16 protein-coding genes are annotated in these 19,206 nt (G+C 51.4%); 9 read left to right on the top strand and 7 right to left on the bottom strand.

Going from position 1 to position 19,206, the window contains the following annotated elements; all coding sequences use genetic code 11:
* The first annotated feature begins 143 nt into the window (after positions 1–143).
* Complete coding sequence (locus tag AC27K1_RS00505; RefSeq protein ID WP_487147482.1) at positions 144–1,406, top strand: hypothetical protein; 1,263 nt, start codon at positions 144–146, stop codon at positions 1,404–1,406.
* A 60-nt stretch (positions 1,407–1,466) separates the two neighbouring features.
* On the opposite strand, the gene AC27K1_RS00510 is transcribed toward AC27K1_RS00505, so the two are convergent.
* Complete coding sequence (locus AC27K1_RS00510; protein ID WP_487147484.1) at positions 1,467–3,575, bottom strand: S8 family serine peptidase; 2,109 nt, start codon at positions 3,573–3,575, stop codon at positions 1,467–1,469.
* 203 nt (positions 3,576–3,778) lie between these two features.
* On the bottom strand, positions 3,779–5,551 hold the full coding sequence (locus tag AC27K1_RS00515) for an alkyl/aryl-sulfatase (RefSeq protein WP_487147486.1): 1,773 nt from the start codon (positions 5,549–5,551) through the stop codon (positions 3,779–3,781).
* Between the two features lie 141 nt (positions 5,552–5,692).
* On the opposite strand from AC27K1_RS00515, the gene AC27K1_RS00520 reads away from it, so the two are divergent.
* The 4 genes from AC27K1_RS00520 (at position 5,693) to AC27K1_RS00535 (ending at position 9,517) form a co-directional block, all read left to right on the top strand.
* Positions 5,693–6,754, top strand: a complete 1,062-nt coding sequence (locus tag AC27K1_RS00520) for an AraC family transcriptional regulator (RefSeq protein ID WP_487147487.1) — start codon at positions 5,693–5,695, stop codon at positions 6,752–6,754.
* Positions 6,755–6,953: 199 nt separating this feature from the next.
* Entirely contained in the window at positions 6,954–7,607 is a 654-nt protein-coding gene (locus AC27K1_RS00525) for a cupin domain-containing protein (protein WP_487147489.1), read from the top strand.
* A gap of 43 nt (positions 7,608–7,650) precedes the next feature.
* Positions 7,651–8,700 carry a metal-dependent hydrolase gene (locus tag AC27K1_RS00530; RefSeq protein WP_487147491.1) on the top strand — a complete coding sequence of 350 codons (1,050 nt, stop codon included), beginning with the start codon at positions 7,651–7,653 and terminating at the stop codon, positions 8,698–8,700.
* Between the two features lie 178 nt (positions 8,701–8,878).
* On the top strand, positions 8,879–9,517 hold the full coding sequence (locus tag AC27K1_RS00535) for a hypothetical protein (RefSeq protein WP_487147493.1): 639 nt from the start codon (positions 8,879–8,881) through the stop codon (positions 9,515–9,517).
* A 305-nt stretch (positions 9,518–9,822) separates the two neighbouring features.
* Here the strand turns inward: AC27K1_RS00535 and smrA are convergent, their stop codons facing one another.
* On the bottom strand, positions 9,823–10,398 hold the full coding sequence (gene smrA, locus AC27K1_RS00540; RefSeq protein WP_487147494.1) for a DNA endonuclease SmrA: 576 nt from the start codon (positions 10,396–10,398) through the stop codon (positions 9,823–9,825).
* A 159-nt stretch (positions 10,399–10,557) separates the two neighbouring features.
* On the opposite strand from smrA, the gene AC27K1_RS00545 reads away from it, so the two are divergent.
* From AC27K1_RS00545 to AC27K1_RS00555, 3 genes are all read left to right on the top strand, one after another.
* Entirely contained in the window at positions 10,558–11,589 is a 1,032-nt protein-coding gene (locus AC27K1_RS00545) for a histone deacetylase family protein (protein ID WP_487147495.1), read from the top strand.
* A gap of 91 nt (positions 11,590–11,680) precedes the next feature.
* Positions 11,681–12,772: an extracellular solute-binding protein gene (locus tag AC27K1_RS00550; RefSeq protein ID WP_487147497.1), complete on the top strand. Its 1,092-nt coding sequence runs from the start codon at positions 11,681–11,683 to the stop codon at positions 12,770–12,772.
* A 108-nt stretch (positions 12,773–12,880) separates the two neighbouring features.
* On the top strand, positions 12,881–13,126 hold the full coding sequence (locus AC27K1_RS00555; RefSeq protein ID WP_487147499.1) for an FAD-dependent oxidoreductase: 246 nt from the start codon (positions 12,881–12,883) through the stop codon (positions 13,124–13,126).
* Here the strand turns inward: AC27K1_RS00555 and AC27K1_RS00560 are convergent, their stop codons facing one another.
* From AC27K1_RS00560 to AC27K1_RS00575, 4 genes are all read right to left on the bottom strand, one after another.
* On the bottom strand, positions 13,127–14,296 hold the full coding sequence (locus tag AC27K1_RS00560) for a type III PLP-dependent enzyme (RefSeq protein WP_487147500.1): 1,170 nt from the start codon (positions 14,294–14,296) through the stop codon (positions 13,127–13,129).
* Complete coding sequence (speE, locus tag AC27K1_RS00565; RefSeq protein ID WP_487147502.1) at positions 14,293–15,144, bottom strand: polyamine aminopropyltransferase; 852 nt, start codon at positions 15,142–15,144, stop codon at positions 14,293–14,295. Before speE ends, AC27K1_RS00560 begins: the two co-directional genes overlap by 4 nt.
* A complete protein-coding gene (gene speD / locus AC27K1_RS00570) occupies positions 15,141–15,608 on the bottom strand; it encodes an adenosylmethionine decarboxylase (RefSeq protein ID WP_487147504.1) in 468 nt (155 codons plus the stop codon). The genes speE and speD overlap by 4 nt, the downstream gene beginning before the upstream one ends.
* 129 nt (positions 15,609–15,737) lie before the next feature.
* On the bottom strand, positions 15,738–16,640 hold the full coding sequence (locus tag AC27K1_RS00575; RefSeq protein WP_487147506.1) for a cation efflux transmembrane domain-containing protein: 903 nt from the start codon (positions 16,638–16,640) through the stop codon (positions 15,738–15,740).
* Positions 16,641–17,000: 360 nt separating this feature from the next.
* Here AC27K1_RS00575 and AC27K1_RS00580 point away from each other — a divergent pair, with 360 nt between their 5' ends.
* On the top strand, positions 17,001–18,686 hold the full coding sequence (locus AC27K1_RS00580; protein WP_487147508.1) for a hypothetical protein: 1,686 nt from the start codon (positions 17,001–17,003) through the stop codon (positions 18,684–18,686).
* Positions 18,687–19,206 lie beyond the last annotated feature (520 nt).

Genomic DNA, 19,206 nt, shown 5'->3' on the forward strand with positions numbered 1-19,206 from the left:
TGTTTTTCTCTGTTTCATTTGTATTCTGACAGAGCGACTTTTGTCTTATTCTTAGATAGAGTGCGGTGCTTTAGGCTGTACTTAATCGTTATAGTTTTTTCAATTAATGATTGTTCAATGGAATGATTTGAGAGCTTATTATAATGTTTAGAAATATATCTGGCGTATTAAAGTCTTCTGCTGAAGTACTGGAAAAATGGAATGGCCAAGGTGACAAAAGCAAGTGGCGTTCCCTGGATATGCAAAGGGTAAATACACCAGATGGAAGACGTGTTTATAAACTGGTTGAAGTGAAAGGTTTTTTTTCTTACCTGGTAAATCATGTTAAATACTTCTTCTTTGCCTCTGATTATAAAAAGAGCATGGAGGAAGAATTAAATACACCTAAAGTAGAAAAAAACTTAAAAGAGCGGCGTGTCGCTGATGTTAATGCGAGAGTTGTTCCTTCTGTGAGGAACATACAAGGTAGTGAGGCATTGCCAACGATTAAAGTTCGGCAGGAAACAAGTAATCAGGCAACGCTTTCGACACATCATACCGCTGATTCGGATTATGAAACAGCCAGTGATATTAGTGATGCATCTGACTTATTGAATGTCGATGAAAGTGAACATCCGTACGATGCTCGTCGTACAGATGATGATGGTTATGCTGAGGGTCCTGAATCCTATTTGTCACATGCTCCTATAGTGGGGGGGATACCCTCGGGTGATGAAACGCCTGATTACCAACTCCAGCAGGCATTAGAGCGCAGCAGGAAGACTGAGGTAACGGATCAGGAAAGGCGTAATGCCATAGATCAGAAGAATACCGAAGAGGCCATACGTCGTAGTTTGGAACCAGACATTTCTACTGCTAAAGAAGATGACCCGGACATATCCCTCGCGATTGCTTTAAGCAAAAATGCAGACGCTGTTTACCAGGAAAATATTGCCAGGCAAGAGCAGAAAGCGACAGCAATATTACAGAAGTACAATCGTGATTTTGTTCAAACTGTTCGGGATGGCGATTGTTTTTATGATGGTATGACAAAGCTACGTGGTCACTCCAACATAATGGCGTTAAGAAACCGGTCCCATCAAGAGGGGAAAAAATGCCTGGAAGGCAATGGCAAGCTTCACTTTGATCCGGAAATTGCCTTTTTATTTGAAGAACAAATTGATTTGTTAAAGCAGCAGGGCAATTACGCAGAACAACTTGATATTCGCCTGATGGCTGCCAACGAAAACTGCAAGATTGTTGTTTGTGATCTCAATGAAAAGGTAAGCAGCATCGTTGGTCCTGACGGTGAGCTGGAGGAATACCCGGAAAAATCACTAAATGAAGTCATGCGCCAATATCCTGATGCAGAATTATTCGTGCTTGATACACAGGACCGGCACTATATGACAGGCAGGAAAAAGTAATACCGCCATTGTAGGCATGGTTGGTCGATTTTAACGTCTGTGTCCTAAAGTCTGAGTTGATTAAAACGTCAGTTTCCAGGCGTTAATACGTCCACTATCACGATAATAGAGATCCGACACCTGTAGCTTCCAGACTCCCTGGGCATTTTCATTGTGCGCGAAAATATGCCACGAGCCTTGTAGATCAGCGCCAGCTTCACTTCTACTTTCTTCCTTGATCAAATAGCGGTTACCCGTTGGACTGATCAGAACGACACGCAAATCACCACGGAACGGATGACTGATGTCCAGCGTCAAGGTCAATCTTCCTACGATACCTGTCCGCGACACGTATAGCGTGCTGGTCACACCACGATTATCCCGGTCAGGGATGAGCATGCTGGCAGTATTGCTGAATTCGGCAGGTTGTTCATCCTGCGGCTCTTCATCATCGTAATCGGCCAGCAGTGAAACGCCTCTGAATGGACTGTAGGCATAGACCATGGCATACCACGTGCCGGCGCTGGCATGATCTATACGACAATGTTCATCGTTACCCGCCAGCGCGGAAACGCAGTCGTGGTCAGTCAGTGTGGGAGGATGTCCATGACTGACGTAGAGATCGGCATCACCACTGCCGCCAGAGAGCGTAAAGGTCAGGCCCGTGACAGGCTTGCTAATCTCCAGGGCGAAAACCAACGGTACTTCCCGGGTACCGGTCAATGCACTTTTGGCAATGCCTTTTCTGAGGCTATTAACGGCATCGTCTGGTACTCCGGCGGCGGCATCAACCGCTTTTGCAGCATCAACGATACCCGCGCCACATAATCCGGTTGTGCAGGCATTGTTTATCCCGGTGGGGAACTCGCGCGCCGTGGTCTTCAAAATGGCCTCGACCCGATCGGGCGTCAGCTGGCTGTTGACAGCATACATTTGAGCGACAACCCCGGACACATGGGGCGTTGCCATGCTGGTGCCTTCGAGCGAAGCATACGCGTAGTTGGCCGGATGGTTGGTGCCAGTGTTGTAGGTGGAGAGTATGCCGTTTTCCGGGTAATCCAGCTCACCGCCCGGTGCGGCGATATCCACATCGGTACCGAAGTTGGAGTAGTAGGCCCGGGCGCCATCGCGGTTTGTGGCCGCAACCGTGATGACACCTTCGCAGTTGGCGGGGCAGGAGTGGCGGGCATCCCGGTTCTCATTACCAGCGGCGACGACAATGGTGGCGCCCTTGGCGCGAATCTGCTTGATCGCATCCTGGTAAGCCCGTGTACAGGAACCCTCTCCCCCCAGGCTCAGGTTCAGGACCTTGGCAGGGTGCGGGTTGTCCGGCAGGCCGGCTACCGGAATGCCGGCTGCCCAGAGCATGCCATCCGTAATGTCTGAGGTGTAACCGCCACAGCGGCCAAGTACGCGTATAGGCAAAATCCGGCTGTGCCAGCTGACACCGGTAACGCCTTCGTGATTGTTGCCGGTTGCGGCAATGGTGCCCGCGACATGGGTACCGTGCCAGCTGCTGGGGGTATTCCGTTGTGGGCTGGGGAGTCCGTACTGGTCGAAGCCACAGAATCCGGCAGGTGTGTAATCGCCGGGGTCGGAGGCATCCGGATCCCGGCCACTGTCGTCAGCCGCGGCTTCAATGTCTTTGATAAAGTCATAGCCGGGCAAAAGGTTCTCAATAAGATCAGGATGATTGAGTACACCGGTATCAATCACCGCCGCAGTGACTGTGTCGCTGCCGGTTGTTTGATCCCAGGCTGCGGGCAAATTGATGCCGCCAACCGGTTCAAAATAGTGCCACTGGTGGTTATAGAGGGGATCGTTTGGTGTCGCATGGTGGTGCATGATGTGATCAGGTTCGGCATACAGGATGCCAGGTTGTTCCTCTAATGAACGACAGATGGTGTTCATATCCTGCACGGTACGACGCTTTTCCAGCTGCATGACATTGGCGCCTGTGGCAATAGCACGTACAACTCTGACCGACTCCCCTTCAAGGTGTGGCACATTACCGGCGGCAGTGATAACACCCGTCTCTGCTTCTGACGCATGGGTCACCGGTGGTGCGTATTTGATAATCAGCCGATCCGTACCGGGTTGCTGAAGGGCCGCATGCACCGTGAGTGAAAAACAGGTAAATATTGAGAGGCATGCTATCAGGTACAGGATCGCGCGATGGTCAGCAGTCATGCGGCACACTCCCTGACGGAAGGTTAACTAACAGGAACGGATAATCAGGCAGGAAAGGCTGGATACTCGCAGGCAGCTACAGGATCAGGAATTGATAATCGTCAGCCAGTATAGTGCAGAATCAACAGGCTGTGATGAACAATACATGTCGTGTTATTTCGGGCAGGGACAGTGGGCCATAGGCCCACTGTTATGCAGAGGTGTCAGGCGGCAGGATCAAACATCGTCAGGAAACTGATCAATTCGGGCAGTTTCAGCATACCGCCGTCTATCTCAAGATCCCCGGAGGCAACGGTGCCCGGGAAGCTTCTGGCGCCAGTGACCAGCTCTACCCAGTTATCCTTGTTCACCGTGATATTGAGCTCTGCTTCCGGATCAAGCCCTTCATTGAGCACCGCAACGCCACGACGTACATGGAGGGTCCAGGTTTCATCCACATCCGGGAAAGTGAAACTCAGTCGTTTATTCGTGGCTTCACTCTTGGTGGGATCCAGGGCAACAGACATGGCCGAGAGGAAATTTTTCGCCGGGAAGGTTTTGATCAACTCAAGGTTTTCAGGGGTAATTTCCTGCTTGGGCATATGGGTTTTACCTTCCAGCTCCAGAGCCTGAGTCAGATAGAAGTTCCGGCCGTTGGGGCTGATGCTGGCTTTACCCAGTTTCCTGAGCGCCTGGGCTTTCAATAGTCGCGCCTGCTCGTGTTCCGGATCAATGAACAGAAGATAGTTGGCTAATTCAGCAGCCCAGCGGTTGCGATCATCGGCCAACGCCTGTCGTACATTTTCCAGCAGTTTCTCTTCACCACCGGCCAAGCTGACCATGGCCTCACCACGCTCCTTCTGGGATGCACGTGATAATGTGGCACTATCGCCGTTAAACCAGCCCAGATAACCATTGAAGATATTACGGACAGACCACTCAACCGTACCGTAGAGTTCCTGCAGGTAAGGATGTTCTGCCAGGTGCTTGGGCAGTTTGACGGTTTCGACCAGTTCATCCGGCGTCATGCCATGGTTCATGCCGCGGATGGTCTGGTCGTGGACGTACTGGATGGCATCGCGGTAATCGGTCAACAGGTTGGCAATGACAGCCTGCCCACTGACGGGGCGGGTGTGGCTGGGAACCAGATGCTCTGGCTGCATATCCCGCATTTTATCCAGACTGTGAGCCCAGCCCAGTACATCCCGGTAAAGCGTGCCACGGATGGTGTAGAGATTAGGGAATGCCTTGTAGATATTGTCACCCGGCATCAGCACCTTTTTCTCTGGCAGCCAGACGAAGATCTGGTCATTGGTTTCGCCGGGGGCGTGTACCAGTTTGATCTTGACGCCTGCGACTTCAATATCCAGTTCATCATTGAAGGTTTTGTTCGGACGAATCAGGGTCGGCGCCCCGCCACCATGCCCCTGGTTCACTGCCATGCCGATACCGGCATTAACGAGTCCATCGTCGCCTTTTTCCAGCAGGTTGCCGAACATACGACCACTGCGGTTGGTGATGACGGGGCGGATCTGATTAATGATACGGTCAATGTAGTAATTAGTTGTGCTGTGGGCATAAACGTCGATATCGCCATCCGGCACAAAGCCCAGACCGCCGAATACGTGGTCGGCATGATTATGGGTATAGATCAGCGCCTTGACGGGTTTGTCCGTGATTTTGCGGAATTCCGCCATGACGGCTTCGGCGTTTTCCCGACTTTCCATAACATCGACAATAATGACGCCATCGTCGCCTTCAATCAGAATCGAGTTCGCCAATCCGAAACCGACGGCACTCCAGACGCCTTCGGTCACCTGGTAAACCTTGCGTTCGAACTCGGCGCTATGTGCTTTCAGGACAGGATGGACATGGGATTCGGGTGTTAACGCCGTGTCAGAAGCATGCTCTGCTGTCGGGTCGTGGCTTGAGCAGGCGAAGAGCAGTGGTGCGATGCTGCCGAGTGCGGCATACCGGACGAAGCGGGGTAAACGCATACGCAGGAGACCTCTTGTCAGTTCATTATTGTTGTTCGTGGCAGACAGGTTTTCCTGTTCTGATGTGGCGGTATTTTATATAGTCACTCCTGTTTCCGTATGGACATTCCGGGACAACCTTTTGACCCAGGCGGACAATCAATGCAGGCAGTCACCGACAATAAAAAGACAGGTAAAACGTCCCCGGTTTCAGAGCCGACAACGCTCAGCAGCTGGACGCTGGCGGTTGCCCGTACCATCCAGTCATTCGGTATTGAGCCGCAGCCCTTGCTGAAGCAGGCAGGCATTGATCCTTCCCTGCTCAGTCAGCCCGGTGCGCGGGTGCCCATGTCCTGCATGACCCGGCTCTGGCAGCTGGCAGTTGAGGCGACCGGGGAAGAAGGGTTTGGCCTTTACCTGGCGGAGCATATCACCCCCACGGCCTTGCATGCCTTCAGTTATGCGGTTCAGGCAAGCAGTACACTGCGGGAGGCGGTTGCCATCATGCAGCGTTTTTCCCGGGTGATCAGTACGGCGGTAGTGCTGGAAATACGGGAAGATAATGGCCATCTGCACATGATCTTCAAAACCCCGGAAGGTCAGCCCGATCCCTCTTATGAATCCATGGATGCCTTTCTGGCCTGTGCGGTGAATATGGGTAGCTGGACCTTTGATGTCCCGGCGGAGTTATACGTCGGTGTATGCGTAAGGCGGCCGGAACCTCGTGATAAGGCACCCTATGAGCGATTCCTGCGATGTCCGGTCACGTTCGACAGCACTGAAACCAGCCTGATCTTTAACGGCAAAATTCTCGACTATCCACTGCTGACGGCTAACCCTGAACTGGCGAGAGTGAATGGCGAAGTGCTCTCCGGTTACCTGGCACGCATGAAGGCCGCCGATATTATTGACCGGGTTCGCAGTGAAATCTGTGAACTGTTGCCCTATGGAGAACCTAATCAGGAGCGGGTAGCGGCAGCATTAAACATGAGTGTGCGTAACCTGCGACGTAAGTTGAGTGAAAAAGGACACAGCTATAAACAGCTGCTGGACAGCATTCGCCATGAGCAGGCTTGCCGGTTGCTCAAACAGTCCGAGCCTTCTTTGGGTGAAATTGCCTGGCAGTTAGGATTCCACGATACCAGCAGTTTCAGCCGTGCTTTCCGGCGCTGGGAAGGGACAACACCGGCCAGATATCGACAGGCTGGCGTCGAGAAAGACTAATTCATGCAATAAAAAATAGAGAACCTTTTGCTGACAATCAGAATAGCCAAGGGTGCAGTTACCGGAAAAAATGCAGTATCTCGGCTATACAGTATTACCAGATTAATCTGCATTAATACTCTGTGTCTGTAGACGTGATTTGCCCGTCATAAGCAAACGGACAAACAGCATGAAGGTATTTTTAAGGTTAGTTTTAATAATGTGGGTTCTGGTTGTATTTCCATTCGGTGTGAATGGAACTGACAGTTCGGATACTATGAAAACGCAGTTTCCAGAAGTGGTATCTCGTCTTATTGCTGAAGGCGTCAACAATGCGGTTTCCGGCAAAGAGATCCCCCGATGGGTGTGGCGACATCTAGGTGAAACACTGAAAGTTTCCGCCATTCATTTTTCCAGCCTGATTACGACTGACTGTAGCAAGGCCTATCAGAGGAAAGTGATCTTTCGGAGTGATGATTACGCTGAATTCAGAAATAAAACCGCGCCGTTTGCCATAGTTGCGATTATTCTTTGCCCCGGACAAAAAACCGTTACCCATGATCATAATGTGGAATGTGGGCCGATATTGGTTAATGGGGAAATGACGGAGCTGTATGGTTATACCGACAATTTGGAAAATACAGGCACCAGGATCGCCATACTGGATAAAAAGCGAAAACTTGAAAAGTATCACCCCGCTCAATATTTTTTCCCCGATCAGGATAATACGCACCGCCTGCAGGAGGCATCAGGTAACAAACCGGCTATCGCGTTAAACCTCTATGTGGATACCTGGGGAAACAGTATTAAACACCGGTTTCCCAAACTGTTAAGAATTGATAATGAAAGTGGGGCAGAATGGTGGCTGGAGTAATGTTACTCCAGTGACTGTTGTAACAGAGGAAGCATTTTAATCCATGGATTCAGTCAGTCAGGCATTACTGGGCGCTGCCGTTGGTGGTGTCGTTGCAGGCCGCCGATATGGTCGCAAGGCGTTCCTGTGGGGAGCGGTCCTGGGTACCTTGCCGGATCTTGATAACCTGATTCGCTGGGGCGATGCGGTCAGTGATATGACCAGACATCGCGGCTTCTCTCACTCCCTGTTGTTTTTGACACCGTTTTCAATCGTACTGGCTGCTGCCGTGTATCGATGGTTCTCATCGGTCAGGCCGGGTTTTCTGCGTTTGTGGCTGATGATCTGGCTGTGCCTGATTACCCATCCATTGCTGGATGCGTTCACCACTTATGGCACCCAACTGTTCTGGCCGTGGCCTTCACAGCCGGTTGCCCTATCCTCAATGTTTATCATTGACCCGTTGTATACCTTGCCGTTATTGGTCGGGGTGCTTCTATGTCTGTGTAAATGGGGAACCCATAATGCTTTGCGATGGAATTCGGCGGGGCTGCTGTTGAGTGCCGGTTATCTGGTGCTGTCTCTCGTGGCAAAAGGCGTGATCCATGAGCGGCTGGATACGACGCTGGCTGCCGGGGGCTTAAGCGGCAAGCCGGTTTTCAGTGCACCTACGCCGTTCAATATCGTGCTCTGGCGGGTGATGGTGCTGGAGGGCGATCAGTATTATGAAGGTCTTGCCTCACTGCTGGATGATGAGGCGGATATTCAGCTGATTAAGTTCCCGGGTAAATCCGTTGCTGACGCGCCAGAGCTGGCGTCGCTGGATCGTCTGAACTGGTTTACCGGTGGTTTTTACAGTCTCGATGAAACACAAGGTCATTTGATTGCTACCGATTTGCGTTTAGGGGTCCATGCCATCCATCCGTTTCGTTTTCTGGTGGCGGAAAGAGATGCCAATGGTGTCTGGCAACCGGTGAATCCTGAGTTGAAGGGCAGTCTTGTTCCGCAATCACTCTCCGGTTTCCCCCGTTTGTGGAAACGTTTGCAGGGTGAGACGACGCTGGATGTCTGTGAGGTGTCTCTTGGCAGGTCGTGTGACTCTGGCCTTTTATAGGAAACCCTGTTTGCCACAGGGTATGTTTTGATAATGATGGAACCTGTTAAGGTTTGGTTAAGATTCAGCCGCTTATAGTCGCCCCGCCGGATTGGCTTTACTCAGATCCTGCCGTCTATACGCGGGGTATCAGAGCCACTCACGCTGAATTCTTAATACAACATTGATCGGGTTTACGATGCCATTGACCAGACACCTGAACCTGCAGGTAGTTTCTCTTTTCCTGTGTTTTGCTATTCCCCCTGTCTATGCGATGTCCATGGAAGACCAGGCCATCCAGCTTCGCAATGAAGCCAGGGTGCTGGTGAAGAAAGTCCGCCAGTACGAAGACGGATCGATTAATCGCAAGCAGGTCAAACAACAGATTAAGGTCATGCGCAATACGCTGGCGATGCTGGAATCCTCTACAGGGATGAAAAAGAAGAAAAAAAACGGCAACACCAGCATTAAAGAATGGGATGGCCGTTATACCGTACGGACCGTGTCCCCCAGAACCGGCTCCTGGGGTAAGCGCACCCGGCGCAGCATAGCCGTTGATACCAGCCAGCCGCTTGTCGGCGTGGAACTGTATGCACAGACCGCGAGTTACCGATCCAGTGACTTTTATGACCTGCAGGTGGAGTTCAAAAACGGCAAGAAGCTGATCATCAATGGTGAGATCGGTCGTCTGAATGGCATGCGCAATGACGGTGATATGCTGTTGAAACTGGCAGATTTTGATTCACCCAGAAGGGTCAGGCAGATCACGCTGTATACCAGTCAGAAACTGGACTGGGCACAGGTGCGCGGCAAGGTGCCGAGAAGTTATATTCAGTAAGTTAATCCGGTCACCGCAATAGCCGTCATTCGGGTTGAGAAATAGCGTATTCCTTCATAATCCAGTCAGAAGCGTGCGCTACGTGCCTTTGTTGTCTTGAGTCGTTGCAATGCAGGCTGTGAGGATTAAAGACTGGAGAAAGGCGCCGCAGAAACAACAGAACGAGACAGGTAACCTGCGGCCGGGAAAAACGGGCTTGCCATGATGACCCGGCGGCGGTATTGACGCCGGGTCATCATGAGAGTCCACGCTGTTACAGAGAAGCAACTATAGGCGGGTTTTTCAGATTAACCAGTCAACAGGCATTACCGGCGCCGCAAATGCCGTTCGCGGTTTTCCTGCTTTTTCTCTTCACTTTTCCTGAGCAGTACATAGACTGCGCCATTGCCGCCATGCTCGCGTTGGGCACTGTGGAATGCCAGCACTTCCTCGAACTGTGGCAGCCAGGTAAAGACATAGCTTTTCAGTTTGGCCGGCGGATTGCTCTGTTCACCCCGGCCATGGACCAGCAGGATGGTACGCAGGTCAAACCGGCGGCAATCATTAATAAACTGGAAAACCTCAAGCCGCGCTTCTTTGGCGGTCTTCAGGTGCAGGTCAAGACGGGCATCCACCGGGTATTTGCCCAGGCGTAATTTCTTGAACACGCCTTCCTGAACACCGTCCCGTTTCCATACCAGCATGTCATGGGGTTTGACCCTGACAGGGTTTTCCAGTGACAGAAAGTTGGGATCATGCAGCTCCTGCTGGGCGGCTTCCCGGCGCTGCTGCTGACCGGGGGTTTTCTCTGCGGTCTTCCGGATATCGGCCTTAGTCTTGGTTTTCAGGGGGCTGACATCCTGCATTTCCTGCAGGAAGAAGGAAAAATCGTCGTTACTCATCTCGTTCAACCGGTACGGCTGGAATCGCTAGGATAACAGAGTCGTATCCCGGTGCAGAGTGTTATCCGTGTATCGCGTAAAGAGGCTATACGAAAGTACCTCGTTTCTATAGCATTGCGCGCCGGATTTTATCGCCCTGCAAGAGTGACTCACTGCATAATGATCACCTTTTTTTCTGACCAGCAGGCATTGCACCGCGATGTCAAAGAAGTGCTGAGTGGTGAGCTGGTACCCAGCTTCGAGGTCGCCCAGCGTACCGACATTGTTCTCAAGGCCATTGAGACGCGGGGGCTCGGGCCTGTCATGGCGCCGGCACAGTTTGATACCGATGTTGTGCTGACCGTGCATGACCCTGATTATGTCGCCTTCCTGCGTAGCGCCTGGGACGAATGGCATGCCCTGTTCCCTGATACGACACAGGCGATGCCTTACTGTTTTCCCGCCCGCGGTTTCCGGTCAATCTGTCCGGCACACATTGAGGGCAGGCTGGGGTATTACTCCGCGGACCTGACTGCGGCCATTATGGCCGGTACCTGGGAGGCCGTCTGGGCATCCGTAGAGTGTGCCCTGTCGGGCCAGCAGCAGATTGCTGCAGGGGAAAAGTCAGTATTCAGTCTTTGTCGTCCACCGGGTCATCACGCCGGACGTGACCAGATGGGTGGCTACTGTTACCTGAACAATGCCGCCATTGCAGCTCAGGCATACCGGGACAGCGGTTGCCAGCGCGTCGCGATACTGGATGTGGATTACCATCACGGCAACGGCACCCAGTCAATCTTCTATGACCGGGCCGATGTGTTGTTTACCTCCATCCATGCCGACCCCGCGTGGGATTACCCCCATTACCTCGGGTATCAGGATGAAACCGGCGCGGGTGATGGCAAGGGATACAACCTTAACCTGCCACTGCCGCTTAACAGCACCTGGGCAGACTACGAACCGGCATTGCTGGTGGCACTGGAGCGTATCGCCCGTTTCCAGCCGGATGTGCTGGTGGTGTCGCTCGGGCTTGACAGTTATGAACACGATCCGATTTCCAGCTTCAAGCTGGATGCCGAAAAGTACACGTTCATGGGGCAACGAATCGCCGAACTCGGCCTGCCCACCCAGTTTGTCTTTGAAGGCGGCTATGCGGTAGACGCCCTGGGCACCAATACCGTCAATGTGCTGGAAGGTTTCCAGCACTACTGAAACCCGTAACCGGACCCGATGCCGTGATTGTTCTTGATCACCAGCCGGGTCCATTGTGTCTGTTGTGTCGTTTCAACAGGAGTGTCTATCGTTGAAAGCGTTGATTTCTGGTGTTTTGGCTGCAGTGAGTGTGGGATTGGCCGTGTCTGCCGTTGCGCAGGAACCGTCCCACCTGAATGTGTATAACTGGTCCCACTATATTGCTGAGAATACGGTGTCTGACTTTGAGACCGAAACCGGTATCAATGTTACGTACAGCCTGTACGACAGCAATGAAATGCTGGAAGGGAAACTGCTGGCCAGTCGGTCCGGTTTTGATGTCGTGGTGCCTTCAAGCTATTTCATCCCCAACCAGATCAAGGCCGGTGTTTACCAGGAATTGGACAGAAGTCGTATTCCTAACTGGCAGAACCTCGACCCGATTCTGATGGAAAAGCTGGCGGCTTTTGACCCGGATAACCGGTATGCCATTCCTTACATGTGGGGTACATCCGGCATTGGTTACAATGTCGAGAAGGTGAAGGAAGTGCTGGGTGATGATGCGCCGCTGGATAGCTGGTCCATGATCCTGGAGCCTGAGAATGCCAGCAAGCTGTCCGCCTGTGGTTTGGCCATTCTGGATGATCCCATGGATGTGTTGGCATCTATCCTGGTGTACCAGGGCAAGGATCCCAACAGCGAGAATCCTGAAGACTGGAAACAGGCCGGAGAACACCTCGCCAAGCTGGTGCCTCATGTCCGTTATTTCAGCTCCTCACAATTTGTGGATGGCCTGGCCAGTGGCGAGCTGTGCGCGGTTCTGGGTTATTCCGGTGGTGTGCTGCAGGCCGCTGAAATAGCCAAAGGGCATGGCATGGATATCCGTTACTTTGTGCCCAAAGAAGGTGCTGCAGTCTGGTATGACGTTCTGGCAATGCCGAAAGATGCGCCGAATCCTGACAGTGCCTACCAGTTCCTGAACTATATCCTGGAGCCAAAGGTTACGGCGGATATCAGCAACACGGTGGCCTACGCCAATGCCAACCAGAAGGCGACACCGTTCGTGAACGAGACCCTGCGTAATAATCCGGGCATCTATCCGACGGAAACCTTGTTGAATACGCTGTTTGTCGTAAAAGCACCGGAAAAGCGTATTGTTCGTACCGTTACCCGCGCCTGGAACCAGGCGAAGCGCGCCAGCTAATTGTGTGATCTGCTGAACCGGCTAGAGTAGAGGCCGGTTCCCGCCTGCCAGTCACGCTGGCAGGCAGCCCGTGTTTCATCAAAGAATAATGATAATGAGGTATCGCTGATGAAAACGCCGATCAGCCTGTGGATGGATGACCCTGCCATCCAGCGTCAGGCGCGTCCACGCCTTGAATCCTCGCTGTCTGTTGATGTTGCCATCATAGGAGCAGGGTTTACCGGATTATGGACCGCTTACTACCTGAAGAAACACAATCCCTCCCTGACCATTGCCATTGTAGAAGCCGAGTATCCCGGGTTTGGTGCCTCCGGACGCAATAGTGGCTGGTTAATCGGCGGCCTGATGGAGTAATCAAAGAGACAGGTTCATGCCTGCTTCACCTGGCGGGTTGATGACGACATCACGCGCCCGCGGGAACAGGTTGAAGTCTGTCGCACTGGCAATGGTATAAGCGCCCATCTGGTGTCCTGTCACAAGGTCTCCCATTGCCAGACGGGGCAAGAGAATATCTTCGGCGATCACATCAATACTGTCGCAGGTCGGGCCTGACAAGACCGCTTTTTCCCTGCGGCATTGATCACTGAAAACCGTCAGGGGATAGCGTCTGTGGTCATAGATCTGGCCACTGAAAGAACCATAGAGTCCATCGTCCAGATAATACCAGCAGCTGTCTTGCCGGCGTGCGATACCCATCACTGAACTGACAGATGTCGCGGCGGGAGCAGCAAGGTAACGGCCGGGCTCTGACAGGACCTGCACATGATCTGGCAGTGCCGCCATCGCCGTGCGTATTTTGCGACAGAAGGTGTCAATATCGGGTACGGGCTCAAGGTAAGGAACCGGGAAACCACCGCCAATATTGAGAACAGCCAGCTGTCGTCCTTTCATATATTGTGCAGAATCGCGGATCAGTCCGGCGCAGGTCAGTATGGCGCTGACATGGTTATCCGGATGCGGACACTGTGAGCCTGCGTGAAAGGAAAGCCCTTTTACTGTGAGCCCCATACGCTGTGACAGAGTGAGCAGCAGCGGCACCTGCTCGGGCGGACAGCCAAATTTCCTGGAAAGGTCAATGGCTGATGAGGGGTTTGGAAAACTCAGTCGCAACAGCAAGGCAACCCGTTGGCGATAGGGAATCAATTTTTCCATTTCCATCGGGTTATCAACAACAAATGTCGTACAGCCAAACCGGAGCGCCGCCCGTATATCGATATCCCGTTTGATGGGGTGGGTAAAAATCGTCTGGCGTGGAGAGACGGGTACCTGGTGCAGTAAATCAATCTCCCCGCTGCTGGCCAGGTCGAAACCGGCGCCCGCCTGCGCCAGCGATTGCAGGACTGACAGGTTTGGCAGTGATTTAACGGCAAAAAAGTGCTGCACACCGGGTAATGCCTGGCAAAGTTGCCGGTATTGTTTTAGCACCCTGGCGCAATCAATCACCATCAAGGGGGAGCCATAAGCATGCACCAGTTTTTTCCACTTGGCCCCGGCAGCTGTCGGGGCAATGGTGATTGCATTCATGGTGTTTCCATCAACGACAGGAGCGTGGCTGGCAAGGCAAAAGCCGCCTGGTGTAACGCCGGCGTATAGTAGTGTGTTGTAATGCCGGCTGAGTGGTAGCGTGATGCCAGTGTATCCAGCGATGTGGCACGCAGGGAGGTATCATTGGTTGCCCAGGCCAGTGCCATAAGACCGCCGACATATGTCGGTACAGCAATCGTATAAAAAGTGGTGTCAGCAAACAGTGGCTGCAGGCGTTGGGTGGATGTGGTTAACTCGTCCGGTTGCATGAAGGGCACACCGTTTTGGGCGACAAACAGGCCGCCGGGTTTCAGGCACTGTTTGCAGCTTTCATAGAACGTTGAGCTGAACAGGACCTCGCCGGGGCCGATAGGGTCGGTGCTATCGGAAATGATGACGTCGTAGCGCTGCCGCGTACGATTGACGAACGCCATGCCGTCATCAATAACCAGTTCGAGACGGGAATCATCAAATGCCCCCTGGCTATGATTTGGCAGGTATTCCCGGCAGGTGTTGATGACGTCTTCATCGATCTCTACCTGGGTAATGTGCTGAACGGCCTGATGTTTCACGACTTCTCGCAGGATGCCCCCATCCCCGCCGCCAATAATCAGGACATCACGGGCGTTCCCGTGGGCGAAGAGAGGGACATGGGTGAGCATCTCATGGTAGATGAACTCATCCCCCTCGGTAGTCTGGATAATGCCGTCCAGCGCCATGATGCGTCCAAAGCGGGTATTTTCAAAAATTACCAGGTGCTGGTGTGCGGTTTTGCGTTCGAAGAGCAGCTTGTTAATGGCGAATGTCTGGCAGTAATCATCCAGCAGTGTTTCGTGAAACAGGTTCATGATTGCACGATACCTCGTAATGCCTGGTGGATATCAACACGTTGTGGAGAAAAGGTTCGCTTGAGAATGGCGATGGCCTGTTCTGGCATGGCGTCACCGCACATGAAGATATCAAAGGCGGCAAACTGCCTTTCTGGCCAGGTATGAACACTGATATGGGATTCCGCCAGCACCGCTACCCCTGAAATTCCGCCATTCACAGTGAAATGGTGTAAGTGGATGTGCAGCAGGGTAGCGCCGCACGCATCGACACACTCCCGCAGGGTGTTGTCCATCACGACCAGGTTGTTGAGGGGTGTGGCTTCCCACAAATCAAGAATAAGGTGTTGTCCGGCGAATACTTTGCCATCCCGTTGAATAAAATGATCCTTGGACGGGGCGGATGAAGAGGAATCAGTCCACTGGTCAGGCTGCCCATTGAGTGTTGAGACGACCTCATGTGTCGTTGCAGGATAAATAGGCATTTGGCGTTGTCTCCCTGCATAAAATGGCTTATTCACAGCCCTGAGAACGACATATACAGAACGAATGTTGATGCACATGTTTCAGAGAACTATAAAAGTAGGCGTTTCCAGGCGATTAGCCTGTTTTTTTTATGAGGAAATGACGGAGCGCTGTGGCGACATCACGATATTGAGTTGATAGTGGCCTGCCAGTGCCAGCAGCGTCTGCTCGGCCGCCGTCCGAAACTGATGGACATCGTTGCTGGACAGCGTACTGTTATCTGCAGGTATCCCGATTTCAATATTCACCCATAACCAGCGCCCCAGCCAGATGATGTGTGCCTGATAGTGCTGCAGTCCGATTTCTGATGCCGTGGCGGCCAGCGCCTGTTCCAGGGCGTGGGAGAGTTTTGGTTCAGCAATATCCTGCAGCAACAGCTGGCGAAAATTTTTGCGCAGGGTTGCCACGGGTAAGCGAATCAGGAAAACCAGCAGTAACAAGGTCAGTACAGAATCGATATAGGGGGTAACCGGGTGGGTATCTCCCATGAAACAGGCCAGCGCAAATGCCGCCATGGCGGTTGCGCTTACCGAGGCGTCTACTACCCACTCCTGGTATTCAAAGTAGATAAGCGGTGAAGGCATCTTTCGATGAAGATGCAGGAACACAACGGCGGTTGCGCCGCCGACCAGGGTTGAGAACACTTCGTAGATAAGTGCCAGGCCAAACCCGGGCAGGTTACCCCCCTGAACAATCTGATAGGCGGCTACCGACAAGAGCACACTGCACAGGGCCAGCAATATCAGGGACTCAAAAAGCAGCATCAGGGGTTCGAGCGTGGCAGAGCCAAAAGGACGTTGTGCAGAAATCGGTAAGTTCACCAGCCTGGCTACCTTAACGTTGGCCAGCATCGTCAGCGTGCAGAGCAGCGAGTAGCCCCCATCCAGCATCACTGCACGGGAATCACTGCATAGCGCGACAACAATACCGGTGATACCAAAAAACAGTTCCAGAACAACGGAATAACAGAGAATGTTCCGTTCGGTCAGCATAAGGCGTCAGGGCAGTTCTCAGTGGGTCAGTGGGATGGTGTTGTTGAGTGTGCTGGATTGAGGCGTGTTACCTGGAACGGGACGTGAACAAAAGACGAATGCTGGCATGCTTTACATCCTGTGGTTTTTGGAAGATGCCTGACCGGCAATAACAGCATAGACAAGTTCATCCGGGTGGAGGGGGGAATGCAGGTGAAAGCCCGGGCGGCAGGCTGGACATCCAGTCGTAAAGATCACGGCCTTCCTGTTTTTTTACATGAGTGTGAAAAAGTTAGAGTTATTGGCGGATTTGTCAGTGATCTGAATAGTGGCGTGTGTAGGCTTTGCGAATAGCATTGTTTTTACAGGGAGTATGGATTCATGAAAAAAGCATCAGCTCGACCGCCCGCATCAGGAAGTCAGGTTCGTGCCAGGACTGAAAAAGTTAGTCCAACTGTTGTTTATAAAAAATTCCAGCGACAAATTGCCAAAGCAACAGAGTGTACACATTATCTTAGTGATTTGGATTCATTGTCGGTGAAGATTTTTGAAATGGAATATTCAGGCAAGAAGCTTGAAAATGAATGGGACATTGGTTTAGACGTCGAGGGGAAGTTCGTTTATGGTGCTGGGGTGAAGCCTGTGCAGTTACAGGCGTTTGTGGATGTTATCTCACAAATCAATAATCGGTTTGGCGATTTATCTGGTTTGTCTGATTTGGATGAGAAAAGTGCCAAAAAAACACAGTTTCCGACTGCCCCGGGCGATTCTGTTTCTATTGGTTCTTTTAATGATCAGTGGGGATCAATTCAATCCTCGCCTTTCTTGAAACTCTATAATCATGAAAAGAATTTTATGGAGGCTTTGATTTGTCTTGATGAGGCTGTTTGTGGCAGTTTACTGAATCTTCTTTATGAAGTGCTTAATGAGTATCATGACTATTTTTCAGAAAGCAATATGCGTAAATATTGGGTGTCTGTGCATAGGCTGTGTGAAAAGGTTTCAAAGGAAAGGGGGCTGTCGTTTAATTTGATAAGTGGAACATTGCAGGCATTTTCAGGTGAAATAGTGAATTATGAAGAACCGCACGCTGAGGCTGAAGCCTATGTGTCCATTAGTCAGTCTAAAGGCGATTCAGAGGAAAAAACGCCATGCCTGAAACCGGATGATGATCTCTCAGCGCTTGGCGCAGCCGCCCCGCCGCTGGTCGTTACACAGGAAGAAAAGCCTCCGTTGAAGGATAGGGCAGAGGGCGGGGCAGTGGGCGAATTTTTGCCGCTAAGCCATGGAGATGAGCAGGTTGAGCCGCAGTCTGAATGGACAACTGTAAGACATGGAAGAAAAAAAAGAGAGCCCAAAAAGACACCTGGTTATACGGCAGTGAAACCAAAAAGCCGGCAGTATAAAGCTAAAAAAGCGGTTCCAACTGACAAGCCAGATAAATCGCGTAGCAAATATCACGCTATTGATATTGTTGCATTGTGGTCGTCTCTTGATACGAAAGATAATTCAAAATATATATGTTATAAAGGTAAAAATAATTTCTATGTATGTACAGAGAAGGGGCTTAAAAAAAATTCTGAGGCGGTTTCCGATTTTTTGGGAATTCTTAATGTTGCGAAATCAAGGATAATGGACCTGTTTGAATGGCTGGGTTCATCTGAAGAAGTATTCCCGGGTGTGGGGCGAGAACAGTTATATCAAGATGAAAAAAAGCATGAATGCGGTACAGTAAAGCAATGTGTGTATTATATTAATAGATTGATGAATCATCCACTTAGGGAAGTACATAGAGCTAATGTGAATTTTTTCAGTGCAGTTTTAAAACACAATGCTGATTCTATTAAGTATCAATCCAATGAATTATGTTTAGCCGTGGAACAGTATCTGAATGGTGATGTCGAAGCTGCAAATAAGGAAGGTGAGGGCGTTCGCGATTTTTATCAAGATGTCGTGGACTGGTGTAGAGATAATGCAAAGGATCTCCATCAAGGTATTCTTGATAATATTATTGGTACCTTTAATAAGTCTCTGGAAACGCTGAATAAACCCGGGCAGGTCGCCTGATTTATTTTATGAACAGTGAACTTGCGCAGGTAGATTCAAAAATGTTTGAAGCGCGATGATTTTTGAGTCATTGATATGGAAGGAAGCCGGCAGCCTGAAAGGCGTATAGTAATCGACCATCAAACTGGGCGTAGTCCAGCTACCGCTACTACTCAGCCCTCAGGTGTATACTCCGGGTTTAATCAGGCATTCCTCTGGCCTGGAGCCACGTCAGGGCAGGATATCAGGCTTCAGGAAAGGGGCGCTATGGGCATAAACACCCGCTCTCGATTCCAATATATCCCTGACAATATGGCCATTACGGAGCATGAGCGCATGGCTGGAGCGCCTGAATATCAAGGTGCTGCTCAGCAGGATTACCCCGTGTATGAATTATTTCCCAGGTCAAGTGACTCCCGGGGAGATACTGCGTTAACGAGTGCGCAGACTGCAGGAAGTTTGATGTCAGATTTCTGGCAGCGACTGTCTATGAGTGATACTCCGCCTGCTCCAGAGCCATTAACCAATTTACCGTTATTGT

Source organism: Kistimonas ophiarachnellae (assembly GCF_057552235.1).